The following is a 12,189-nucleotide window of genomic DNA, read 5'->3' as shown; positions in this document are numbered from 1 at the left end:
CTTGTTTCCGAGCGGGCGCGATCTTAAATGTTTGGCGAGTTTGGTTCGGCGTCAAAGTCGTTTTCCAAGTTCTTGGTAGCCGTCACGGTGTGGATCGCGTCGCTGCTGAGCATCACTCTGTTTCAGATTGACCTAGGTTTCGGCCTACAACTTGCGATGGAGATCAGCATGGACAACCTTTTCGACCTTACGGGCGTGGTGAAGCATACGATGTTGTGGTGCCTAGGTGGCGCGCTGATCCATGTAGTGACGGTCCAGGGATAGCGGGCTGCGATCAGCCGTTTTCATCGTAGGGGAGGTTCGAATCCTCCCCACCACACCTTATCCGTAACCAAGACAGATTATGGGCCGGAGGCGGACTGACAAGTTTTGCGTTTTGGCCTCAGAAGGCCGACGGCTAAAGAAGCTCACCGTGATCCTGTCCGAGCATTTTGTTGATGAACGGTCGCATATAAGCGTTGACCGTGTCGAACTCTTTCTTGCGCAGAAGAGACTCCTTCACCTGCGGATTGATCACGTGCCCCTCATATTCTGCACCGTGCAGCGAGACCGTGCCCAAGACCAGCTGCATGTCGCGCGGCCGGTTCTTGAGCGCAAAGGCAATGATGGCGGCCGCATTTTTCTCGTCCTGATCCTGTTGAAGCGGCGTATCTAGGATTATCGGACATAGACAAGAAGTGGTGAACTCGCGGATCGTGTGCAGCAGCGCGAAATGATAGGCGAGAATGGCCCTGGGGCCATAACTGCCCGTCTCGTTGATCTTCGGCGAGACGCTCTTCTTCGCCGCGACTCCGAACGTGACGCCGAGCTCTATCGCAAAGGCGCTGAGCTTCTTGGAGTAGAATGCCACGATTTCCGCCTTGCGCTTAGCACTGCTATGCGCCTTCATCAGCTTGGCAGCCTCTTCCTCCTTGATCTGCCATTCCACTATCCCCCCGTCGATCACGGCCCGTTCAGCTGCAATAGTGGCGTCGACGATGCGTTCGCTCTCGTCCTTGAGCATGTCGCGGAGCTTTACCTCTCCGCGCTTCTCCTGGAGCAGGGCGTCAATACGTCCGATACGGTCATCATACACCCGCAGCGATTGCATCTGGCGCGCCACATTGGCCTCGATTTCGACCAGCGAGTGCCGCGCACTTGCAAGGAAGCCCCTGCATGCGTCCGCGTCACTGATCAGGCTGAAGCGGTTCGCGAAGTCGTTTTCATGGACGGTATTGCAGGTGGGGCACATTACCTGGGCGTCCGCCAGATTCTGAGTGAACTTCACGTCCGCATCGAGTTCGGACAAGGCAGCACGCGCGATCTCGATCTCTTCAACGAGCACGGCCCGACGAGACTGGAGTTCAGAGATCCTGTGCTTTACCCCGTCATAGATCGCGCGAAGCTCATTCAGCTCCGCCAGCAATTGCTCTATCTGACTTCCGAACAGTTCCGGCGAGAAGGTCGTCGTTATCGGGGAGCGGCCGTTCCGCAGCCGCGCGGTCGCGCGATCCAGCGCGTGTCGCTCGGCCTTGAGTTCGTTCTGTTCGCGTTGCGCATCCGCGCGCTGGGCCTGCGCGCTGTAATATTCCCTCGGCCGGATGCCGGTATGATACTCCAGAATGCTCTTCTTGAAGTTGGGGAACATCGCGAGGCTCTTGAACGAACTCCAGCTGTCGTCCCAACCTCGATCCTGATCCTGATAGAACGGCAGGAAGCAGAATTGCGGCGGCGGCACCAAGAGATCGTTCGACCTGGTGGCCAGCTGAATTGTGAAGTCGAGCAGCTCGGCGACCTTGGGGCCGACCTCCTTGACGAGCGATGTCCCGGTCCAAAGGAGATTGTCCGTGGCATCGAACAAGGCGAACTGGTCGTCGAAACGGAGCATCGAGTGGACCTCGCCATCCACGGAAAATTCGAGCATCGTGGCAACCGATGCCTTGCTCCACTTCTCGTTCACGACCGAAGCGTCAGCACCGAACGCGCCGTAGATGGACTTGATGAGATGCGACTTCCCGGTGTCGTTGTCGCCAAAAACTACGGTCGTGCTGTCATCAAACTGCTCATCTCTCGCCTTCCCCTCGATTCGAGACAGAAGAAGAAGCCTTCGCAACTTCAAGTTTTTCATGAGACTTCTTTCTAAGGCTTCTGACAAGTCGCTTGTACTTTTCAGATTTGGCTATGCGAATATATTTCATAGATGATCATTGCCTTCAGTCTTGATGGACTAAATGGAGACAAATATTTTTTTCCAACTTCTTCGGCCTGCAGGTAAATTGCCTCGACCATATCAACGAGGCTCAAGGCTTCATCATCGATGACCGTCACAAGCGCTTCGGCGATTCTCATACGAATTCGTTGAACCGCACGATCAGCCGAGTTCAGAGCGGCAGCCCGATAGACTGAATATTCCTGACCGATGCGGAGCTGTTCCGCGAACGGGTAGCTCAAGCTTGGCGTTATCGCGCTCCAATCCGGAGACCGATTGTTGCTCTGAATAGCATCCAACCACTCCTGCACGTTGGCCTTGGTCAGCCCTTTCTCCTTGATTGCTTGCTGCAGAGAGCTGGTTTCACCGGAAAAATTGGCCTTTCTGCGACACTCGTCGGCGATCGCCTGATAGACGGCCTCCGGACTGAACCAAACCGTGCCAAGCTGCTCGGCAATGAAGGTCTGCAGCTTGCCCTTTGTATGGGAAGCTACGTCCCCTAGGCTGAGATCGGTGCGTTGGAACCCCAGTATCCCAACCTGGGCTTCGGTCGCGCTGGGATAGGCCTGCTGAACCGATGCCACGATCTTCTTGAAATCATCTGATGAGCATTCGTTCAAGCGGAAAGCGTTCTTGGCAGCGTTGAAACCGCAAAGCTGATTCGACACGAAATCGGCCGATAAGACCGCGCCCTGAAACTTGTCGACATTGTCGAACATCTTGTCGATGTAAGAGGGCTTCTCTTTCACACCATCTTCAGTTTTCACCTTTTGCCGCTTGAGCAAAGAGGTCAGCGTCCAACCACCGTTGGTTGCCTTTGACTTGACCTGATAGAAGCGAACCGAGCTGGGATTTGTGGCGCTATCGAGCAAAGCGACATCGTCGTGGAACTCGAAAACAATGGCGTAGTCATCATTGGTTCCGTGCTGCTGGAACAGCAGAGCCAACCCCCACATGGTCTGGAAATCATAGCGACCTCCGGTCGCTCCCTTCTCACGCACAGGCGTGCTGACCAAATCTGTTGCTAAGACCATATACGCCCCTTGGACGCGATTTAATGCCTGCAACTGGAAGATTATGCAATCTTCAAGAAATTATCGCCCAGCCAGATTCGTGGCGGTGCTCGGCGAGAACCCCCTGTAGTATCTGCGACCGCTGCTCCGGTCAGCATCTTGGCGGAACTCACGCCATCCGCAAAGACCGCTTTCAGGTTTGGCTTGCCTATTTACGAAGGGCCTAAATGGGGCGCTTTGCTGACCGACTGTTGTTGGGCCGACTGCCGTCAGGCAGCTTTCGGCGGGGGCCACGCAAAAAGCGGACCTTCGATTATCCCGTCATCCCCACTTGATGTAATCGGCCGACAGTTTCCTGAACTCCATCGAGTCTACACACGACGCGTCGGTCGCGATGCGAGCGATCAGGTAGTCTAGGCATTCGGCGATCCGCTGATTGATCACGATAGTACGGACGATCTGGAGCGCGTCGCGTGCATGGACACGGCATCGTTCGGTGCCAAGCTGCGCCTTAATCTCATAGTGCGCTAGCGACGCCATGGCATGTGGCGCGTATTTGTCCCCCGCGACGCCGAGAATCTTGTCGTAAAATTCTTTGGCACCAGGCGACACGCCGGAATTATAGGCCACGCCGTTCCCGATGCGGCAGATCATCACGACCTTGAACAGCCGATTGGCCTGATGTTCGATCACCGCTGTCTGGTCGGGCACATAGGAATGCAGTTCAGACGCAACAGGCGGCTCGTGATGGAAATTGTCCCAAGCGTTGTGAGTGTTGAGCAGGTTGGTGATTAAGCCATCTATGATGATGGCACGTTCGGACGGTGACCGGAACACTTGGCCGCCCACAACTTCGAAGAACTGTGCGCCAAGCGCATGCTTGTCCTTGTAGAGATTGACGTTGTAGCCCTCAAGCACGATGCCCAGTTTGAATTTGGTGTCGTCGTCGCACGCAGTCCAGAGCTTGGGCGCGAAGAGCGTGATGTTCTTGCGGACGGCCGGGTCGGTATCGGGTGCCACGTACAGACCGAACACCGTCCTGATCAAGTTGCCGCAAAGATGGGTCGGCAGTTCGGCAATTTTGGCCTCGATCGAGGCCTTAGCGGTCGGGTCGAGCGGGCCTGTCAGCGTTTTGAGATTGGCGACGAAGCTTTGCAATTGCAGGGCAGCGGCAGTCGGATTCTCGTTGAGGACGTCCTGAACGCAGTTCTGCAGGTAACCGAGCAGCTCGAACGCGTTGATAGAATAGGTCGTCGGGTGAGAAATGCCGTTGTCATTCCGCATGTCCAGAATGTGCTTGAGCTTCTTGTAAGTGGTGTCGGAAATCAGCTCGAGCTTCCGGCAGGTGTCAAGCAGCACCGAGTCCTTGAGCGATGAGAGATGCTCTTCGGTCGAGTAGAACTCGCGCGCCTTAGAGCCACCCACCGCAGCATCGTAAAAAATGTCGAGACCGTACATGACTGCTTTGTTGCGCAGCTTGAGCACGACCTCGTTCCAGACGGCGTTGAGAGAATAGTCAAACAGGCCGACCCCGGCGCCGATCACGAACTTCGATAGATATCGCGCGTCCTTGCGGTGTTCGGCAGGGATCGACGCGATCAGGTCACCAAGATTGTTGCCGATGATCGCGCGCTGCCCCTGATCGGCAATAATGTTCTCGGATGGCAGCCCCATCTGCTCGAGAAACGTCACCAGCATTTGCGCTTGCGGATCGATGATCTCGTTGGACTTGATGGTGATGAGGTCCGCCATATTACTCACTTTATCTTTCGTTGGCCTGCCGGAGCGTCAAATTGCGTTTACTATCGGTGCTAAAGCGCCGACCTTCAACGAAAATCCAGCGCAGCCTTGTCCTATCATCGCGACCTGGAGGGCACGGTTTGCCGACGTTCGCCGCTCAAGTGATAGAGTTACGGTACCGTATCCTTTCCTAATGATGGAGAATGGGGCGCGTCTGTCTAACCTGCGGCGGGGGCTTGACCGCGCCTGAGAGAAATCATGAATTTTTAGCGGCTCCGAAGCGTTTGCGAGCCTCGGTCGCTAGAACACTGAAGCTCGGCAGCGCCGTTATGGCATCGACATACTCGGGATCGTGCACGTATTGTGCTGGCATGGCCGCGAAGCGCTCACGCTCGGCGGCGTAGGCGCGGTGGAGCCAGAGATATTTCTCGATCACACGAACGTCTTTATGGTTGAGACCTGTCTCGATGAGCGTGGCGAGCTTCGCGAGATATTCGGGATAGGCATCGCTATCCAATCCCGCGACTTCGACAACACTCTTCCAAGTGACAAAATCCAGATAGAGCTGCCCGTCGAGATCCGTTTTGACGAAGTGCCGTACATAGGCTTCTTCCTCGTCCGGTGTGTGGCCGGGCTGAGGATGGCGCCGAGCGGCCTTAATGATTCTTGGGTCGAAAATGACGCGCGGGACGCACGCGACTCTCGACTCCATCTCGTGGGCGGTGACCATAGCGGGCCCGACGAGATGACGCTCGGTGTGATAGAGCTTCCCAATCGTCACCGCGCCGCGTAGCAGATAGCCTTGTCCGACGAGCTGGATTAGTGTCAACGCGATCGCATTTGCCATCCAGAACACGCCCGAGATTTCGCTAACCTTGTAGGAAATCACCAAGGAATCGGAAAACTGCGTTACTTGCTGGCTCGGATTGATCGTAAGCTCTCCGGCAACACCTATCGAGTCCAGCGCATCAATAAGCCTTGAGAATTCCTCGACATCCTTTTTGGTGCGTTCAACCACTTCCTTGAACCCAAGGAAATCAATGAAGAGGACTATGCGCTTCTCATATTTTGGAGCGCTAGGTTTCTTGGGCTTCGGCATGTCAGCGACGCATAGTGAAGTGAGATGCGTCATACTAGATCTAACGGCAGCTAACGGTAAACGGTCGGTACGCCGCGAACGGCGACTTTGTGGGCGCAAAGCTGAGGGTCAGTACAAAAGTGAAAAACGAACGTTGCGCTTACCCTGTTACCCTGATTGGAACCGCTGAGGTTGCGGTGCCGGCGGTCTGCACAACGCTTCCCGCGGTGTGACTCAAGAGATCTCGCACACGATCGCCGAAAGATTATCATTCGACCCCAATGCTTCCGCGACGTCAAAAATTCGTGGCAACTCGCCCTGAGGATCTCTTTCGGCCAATAGCGCTAGCGTTGAACTCGCAACAAAGTTGTAAAGCCCGTCCGAACAAATCAGCAACCTTCTGGCTTCGGTTGCGAGAGTGGTGATCCTCGGAACACCCTGAGCCGGACCCCCGCCCAAAAAACGAGTTATAGCAGATCTATTCATCGTTGACCGATGGTCCTCTGTCAGAAGGCGCTGTTCATGGGAAAGGTCGTAAACTCTGGTATCGCCCAGATTAAAGATATGCGTAAAATCCGCGTTCGTGCTGATTCCTGCAATTGTTGTCGATGGGCGTCCTCTCGATGACTTCAATCCCTGCACTGCTAAATCAGCGGTGCGGAGAAGCTTTTCCAATTGGAGTGGGTCATTCCGTTTCACAGAGTGTGCGGTTAAGGTTCGAAGTGCTGTAATCGCAGCTAAACGCCCATCGGGACCACCGCCTACTCCATCTGCGATTGCGACAACCTCCCCATCCCAAGAGAGTGTAATTGCACCGTGAACAACGGTGTTTTCTTCTACTAGGCCAAGGCCCGGTGCGACACAGGCATCTTGATTTTCGGCGCGCAGTCCACACCGGCTCAATGCCCAATAGCGCAAGGCCGTCACCCGCGTTCTCCGGATCTGGAGATGCGACGCACAAATTTATCTGCAGCAGCATTTACCTGATCGCGTATTGTAACTTTCATCCCCCATTCTTCCCTAAACGCTCGTCTCGGGTCGCCTCTGAATGAGAGCCAATTGAAGCTTGTTGTGACGAGATACTCGTCATCTTTGATCAGTATCTTCGCGTGGGTATCTCCAAGCCTCGCGAGTGTAAAATTCTTGTTGCTCTTGGCGAGCTCATCGAGCTGGTTTTCCAGCTTGGGGAAGTTGCGATCGTCGCCTAGCCCATAGCCTATGTAAACCTTGACCCCCGAAGAAATGAGGTTTTTCAACTTCTCCATGAAGGTTCGATCTACCACCGCGGGTGTGATCCATGGTGAAACTATGATTAGTCTTCGGCGGCTGGACTGAATAGCATCGCGCAATAACTCAGGGTGCTCATAAACTGATACCATATCCACTCCGGCGCTTGCAGCACCAGAAGACTTTTGGTCGCCATCAGCAAACTTCGATCTAAAACGCTCTGCGGCATCCTGCCTGCGCTGAATCGCACTGCCTTTTGGCCCCCGAAGTGGCCCAATGGGGAGATTCAAACCGCTCTGATCCTTTTCAGCAGTTGCCTTAAGGATGGCGGATTCCATTCCCGACTTTTGGGGACCGTCGGAATTGGCAAATGCAGCCTCATGTTCTTTCGAGAGCCTGCCGTCGATAGCGAAGCCCACCTGTATCTCTGATTTAGTATCCGATCTAAAAATAAGCGCCGTGGCCGGCACAAAGTGCATATAGGCCCTCTCAACAGACTGGACCTGAAGAATGTCTGGAGATTGGACCCGCTTTGATTTCCCGCCCGGCAGGACCTTCTGCAGCTGCTCTGCGTCAATCTCGTCGGCCTCTGGTCGGTTGGACGGATAAGGCCGAATTTCGCGCATTCCCCGTTCTTTGAGGTAGCGCGGCTCCAAAGCATGAGGTGGTTCTATTGGCTTCCTCGTCAATCCATCGAACCAGAAGATTAGCGCTTGCTCTCGAGGCGCTTTGAGTTTCTCCCCCTGCAAGATCGAACGGCTTTTCTCGGTTAGCGAGAGGGTGCCGTCTGAGTTTACTTTGACAGAGTCCTCGCGCAGGAGGGTTGAGGCTGTGGCCTCAACTAGGGTAGTCGCCAAACCGAGGAACGCGGCGATCTCCTGAGGATCGGTCAGGCCCGCTTCAATTGTTCGAAGCACGAATTCTTCGATCGCCGAAAACGCCTTAGGCTCTAGGGTCAGAACAATAGACCTAATCTTGTAAACCGGCAGGCCGACCTCTTCAAAGTCGACGACCCTATAACCAGGGCGGTCATCATGCTGTTGAGCGATTTCCTCTGGAGACATCACTGAAGTTCCTCCACCGCGCAGTCATCTGGATTGTCTTCAATGTATCGGATCACCGCCTGAAAAGGATTCCTTCCACTCGTTTCTCGGCAAAAGTCCAAATTCCCGAAGATCGCGAGGCCAATCTTTGCCCGCGACAGCGCCACGTTGAGCCGCTCACGCTCCTTCAAGAAGCCAATTTCACCAGCGTCGTTGCTCCGGGTCACGGAATAAATAGCAACGTCCGCCTCCTTCCCTTGAAAAGAGTCAACGGTCCCGACCTCAATCTCTAGCGTTCGGCAGCGTTTTCGATAGGTGTCCAGCATCCTCTCGATTGCCTCGACCTGCCCGCCATAACCAGAGAGGATCGCGACCGAGTATTTCATTTTTCGCTGCGACGCGGCCAATTCTAGTCTTAGCAGCATGCTCGCTATCTGATTGACCTCCGTCTGATTGACAAAGGTTCCTCGGCGTCGGGTTTCGTTCGAGTTTGGCAGGCCGCCAGTATCGAACCAGGTCACGGGCTTCGGCATCGCGTGAGCTTTCACGAGATATTCGCATGTATCCTCGTTCACCGAATTGAGTCTTCGATCATAAAAGCATTCACTCACGAGATCACCGATCGCACGTGTCATGCGATGCTGCGTATTCAAACTTAGCCGGCAGTCCTCTGGGACCGTCGAAATAAGATGATCCAGCAGAGTTCTGCGCAAATCGCCCTTTGTTAGGCCGTCTTGAGCAAGCAATTTTCGAGCTTCTGGACTAGCGTCGGAGTAGGGTGGAAGCTGATTTGGATCGCCCACAATTACCCATCGTTTCGCCTTTGCCATTGGCACCAATATTTCAGTCGGAGATGCTTTCGACGCCTCGTCGACGATGCAAAGGTCAAACTCAACCGATTGCATCGCGCTTGCTGCCACGCCAAGGCAAGTTCCACCCACGAAGTTGCACTCACTGATGTAAGCTCCATGGAAATCACTTGAGTGGCCGAACCTTTGCCTCCACTCTTCGGCTAATCGCAGCAATTTCCCGTACTGTTGACCGGCTTCTGAATGCATCAGGAAATCTTCGGCCAATTCGCCCATTTCCTCCGGTGTCATATTATCGATCTGCCCATCTAGCTGGGGCAGAGATTTCGCTTTCTCGAAGGCTTTGGAAAACCGATGCTCGGCGATTGGAAGCTCGGATTCGACCACATCGAGCCTTTCGCGCAGCGCCCGTATGTCATCATTAGTTTTGGTGAATTCAGCCGCTTTGAGGGTTTGTTGCTTTTGAACCTTTTTGGCCTCGAGCAACGCATCAAGTTCGCTAGCAAGAGATTTCGCGTCCTCGCGAAGAAGATCCCTAGCTATCATTGATTTTCTGAGATCACCAAGCGCTAGACCAGTGCGAACATCTTCAGGCGAGATGTTATTGCTGGCGGCCCATTCTAAGAGGAATTCCTCCGATCGGGACATCGCCTTGGAAAGCCAATTATCAACCCTTTTTTGCAGAAGTAGATGCTCGACATCTCTTGATACACGCTCGTCGTCAGGGCGGGCAATGCGGACAGCATCGAAGGCTATGTTCTCGCGTTCCGCTAGCTTCTCAATCGCCGCAAATGCGTGGTCCAGCGCCACGTGCGTTTGAGAGGATATTAGAACTCGCTCGATATCTGGATCTGCTAGGCTTTGGGCCACCAATTCAGTGATGAACTTTGTTTTCCCTGTTCCCGGAGGCCCCTCTACGACGACGATGTCACGGCTTGCTATCGCCGCCCTCAGACCAGCTTTCTTGTCTTCATCCAAACGCTTTTGGAAAAACTCAATATCTCTTGGTACTGGAGGGCGTGGAGTCGCTTGACCAATCAGAATATCTTTAAGGTCCGGTCTTGCGTTCCGTCTGAAGCGGACGCTGTCCAATGCCTCTTTCTGTCGCTTAAATGCAGTACGGGCTAAACGATTGTCCAACTCCAAGACACCACGCTGCGGCACTTGAGATAGGTCCTGCGAGCGGGGGCAATATAGGATGACTTCGTCTGGCGTAATCCTCTCGATCTCACCAGCGATCACACCGCCATTTTGTAGGCGTACAATGCGGTTTTGGCCTACGGCCTCGTCCGCTACGTCTTCCACATAGCTTAGCCGAAGGCGCTGGCCCTCAATCGCACTTTTCTTGAAGGTGATCTTTCCGGCGAGTTCAGTATCTAGCTTTTCCTTGAAGTGCAGAAGAGATGACCAGTGATTGAACAGCTTCTCCTCGTCAGATTTTGCCGCCCGGATTTTTCTATTGGTTTCAAACTCAGCGAAATCGTCAACGAACCTGTTGAACTCTTCAGGCGAATTATGGACACTTTGGGGCGAGAACTTCACTAGCGGAGACCACGCCTTCTCGCGTCTTCGATCGAGTTGTGAAGGGGGCTGCTGAGCCACGGCAATCAATGTCAGTGAATTGTTCTGCCAATTCGGCACTGCGCGGAAGAAAAATTCGGCCGCGAGAAGGCCTATGTGTTTTTCGTCATTTTGGGCTGCAATCGTTTCGAATGCGCAGCCCTCCTGAAGGATCTGGAAAGCCATTCCCTCTGCGGCAGCATCACTATCGAGCTGCCGAAGCGCCTTCAATGAGTCTTTAACCGAATTGGTTATCGAGATTGGGACCCGATACGCGGTGGCCATCGCTGCCTCGCTGCGCCTGATTTCACGCTCAAGCGAAGCAGCAAGTATTTCGATATTTGCATGACGATCTTTAGGGCTGCCTGCCAAGGCTATCGCAAATACGTCTCTGATTTCTGGCGGTATGTCAGCAGTGTGAAGGCTTTCGTAAACGTCTTCGTATGACTCTAGGCGCTTTGCTGTCACGCACTCGAGACACAATGCAGCAAAGGAGAATACGTCCCTCGTCTCACCCGAGAATTCTTCGTCCTCAGGCGGCCCATATGGAACTGTCTTGAAGGAGGCTAGCGTTACCCCTGGTCGTGAATATTGCCGAAATTTCGCGATGCCAAAATCTGTAACCTTCGGCCTACGGCTTTCGTCGAGGAGGATATTCGATGGCTTGACGTCACGATGGAGAATGCCCTGCTTGTAGGCGAAGACGAGGGCATCGAGTATAGGGCGACCGAGGCTTTCCCAAAATTGGCCCCACTGCATTCCAGATGTTTCATTGATTAGGGCGTCAAGGTCCTCAGCATACCAATTCAGCACGAGGAACCTTGCTCCTGTTTCCTCGTCGATACCCGCGTCTAATAGTTTCGCAATGTTGTCGTGACTGGTTAGCTTCTCAAAGCTTTTCCATTCCCGATTAAAGCCTTCGGCGACAGTGGGCTGATCGAATGCCGCCCTATCAAAGAGCTTTATCGCGACGTCCCGCATCTGATCGCTCGAATCTACAGCCTTGAATACACTACTCAGCTGCCCCTTGTGCGGACCCCAGCTCGTGTCAACAAGGTATCGGCCATCAATAAAGCGCACTCAAACCCTCCCACTTTAAGTAGGCCTTATTCAACGGACAGGCGAATAAATTCAATGAGAGTTTGGTAAATAATTGCCAAATTTTCACAACCTTAGTTAGTTTTTCGACGCATCAGGTCTGCTCACTAGATATCGGTCATGTATAGTTGACAGTCTGCAATCGGCCCAATTTACACTGTTGAAGCTGATTGTGGCGCGCCACCCCAGCTTTGCACACGAGGCATCCGAGCCGGAGGGGCAAGGGGTTTCGGACAACAGGGGGGGGGCTTGCCCGGAGCCCCGCGAGCGTCAGGATGGCTAGCGCCTCATCGAATCGCAACGTCTTGTCAGGGCTCGAGGGGTCGAGAAATAGCCCCCCCAAATCAAGGTCTCAGAAGCTGGTTGGTTTGAGGCGGAAGATTTATCGGCGTCTTAACTACATCTAACATATCGACATTTCCTGGAATCAAAT

The 12,189-nt window shown here is 53.9% G+C and carries 7 protein-coding genes; all 7 read right to left on the bottom strand.

Annotated elements, in window-relative coordinates; genetic code table 11:
* Positions 1 to 397: 397 nt before the first annotated feature.
* The gene (locus tag K3166_RS13465; RefSeq protein WP_247714624.1) at positions 398 to 2,134 is read right to left on the bottom strand and encodes a hypothetical protein; all 1,737 of its coding nucleotides are present in this window, start codon (positions 2,132 to 2,134) and stop codon (positions 398 to 400) included.
* A 14-nt stretch (positions 2,135 to 2,148) separates the two neighbouring features.
* Positions 2,149 to 3,222 (bottom strand): dsDNA nuclease domain-containing protein, encoded by a 1,074-nt coding sequence (locus K3166_RS11035; RefSeq protein WP_221422273.1) that lies wholly within the window; start codon positions 3,220 to 3,222, stop codon positions 2,149 to 2,151.
* Between the two features lie 300 nt (positions 3,223 to 3,522).
* Positions 3,523 to 4,962 carry a hypothetical protein gene (locus K3166_RS11030; RefSeq protein WP_221422272.1) on the bottom strand — a complete coding sequence of 480 codons (1,440 nt, stop codon included), beginning with the start codon at positions 4,960 to 4,962 and terminating at the stop codon, positions 3,523 to 3,525.
* 235 nt (positions 4,963 to 5,197) lie between these two features.
* On the bottom strand, positions 5,198 to 6,040 hold the full coding sequence (locus tag K3166_RS11025; RefSeq protein ID WP_221422271.1) for a hypothetical protein: 843 nt from the start codon (positions 6,038 to 6,040) through the stop codon (positions 5,198 to 5,200).
* Positions 6,041 to 6,253: 213 nt separating this feature from the next.
* Complete coding sequence (locus K3166_RS13565; protein WP_221422270.1) at positions 6,254 to 6,946, bottom strand: PP2C family protein-serine/threonine phosphatase; 693 nt, start codon at positions 6,944 to 6,946, stop codon at positions 6,254 to 6,256.
* The gene (locus K3166_RS11015) at positions 6,943 to 8,310 is read right to left on the bottom strand and encodes a phospholipase D-like domain-containing protein (protein ID WP_247714795.1); all 1,368 of its coding nucleotides are present in this window, start codon (positions 8,308 to 8,310) and stop codon (positions 6,943 to 6,945) included. The genes K3166_RS13565 and K3166_RS11015 overlap by 4 nt, the downstream gene beginning before the upstream one ends.
* The gene (locus K3166_RS11010) at positions 8,310 to 11,738 is read right to left on the bottom strand and encodes a serine/threonine-protein kinase (RefSeq protein WP_221422268.1); all 3,429 of its coding nucleotides are present in this window, start codon (positions 11,736 to 11,738) and stop codon (positions 8,310 to 8,312) included. The genes K3166_RS11015 and K3166_RS11010 overlap by 1 nt, the downstream gene beginning before the upstream one ends.
* Between the last annotated feature and the right edge of the window lie 451 nt (positions 11,739 to 12,189).

This window comes from Qipengyuania psychrotolerans (assembly GCF_019711355.1).
Taxonomy (GTDB): domain Bacteria; phylum Pseudomonadota; class Alphaproteobacteria; order Sphingomonadales; family Sphingomonadaceae; genus Qipengyuania; species Qipengyuania psychrotolerans.
The sequence above is the reverse complement of the archived record's forward strand: the minus strand, read 5'-3'. Positions and strand labels throughout refer to the sequence as shown.

Bases quoted from the DNA above. Each gene is read 5' to 3' on its own strand.
- K3166_RS11035 (WP_221422273.1), bottom strand. From the start codon at position 3,222: ATGGTCTTAGCAACAGATTTGGTCAGCACGCCTGTGCGTGAGAAGGGA.
- K3166_RS11025 (WP_221422271.1), bottom strand. From the start codon at position 6,040: ATGCCGAAGCCCAAGAAACCTAGCGCTCCAAAATATGAGAAGCGCATA.
- K3166_RS11015 (WP_247714795.1), bottom strand. From the start codon at position 8,310: ATGTCTCCAGAGGAAATCGCTCAACAGCATGATGACCGCCCTGGTTAT.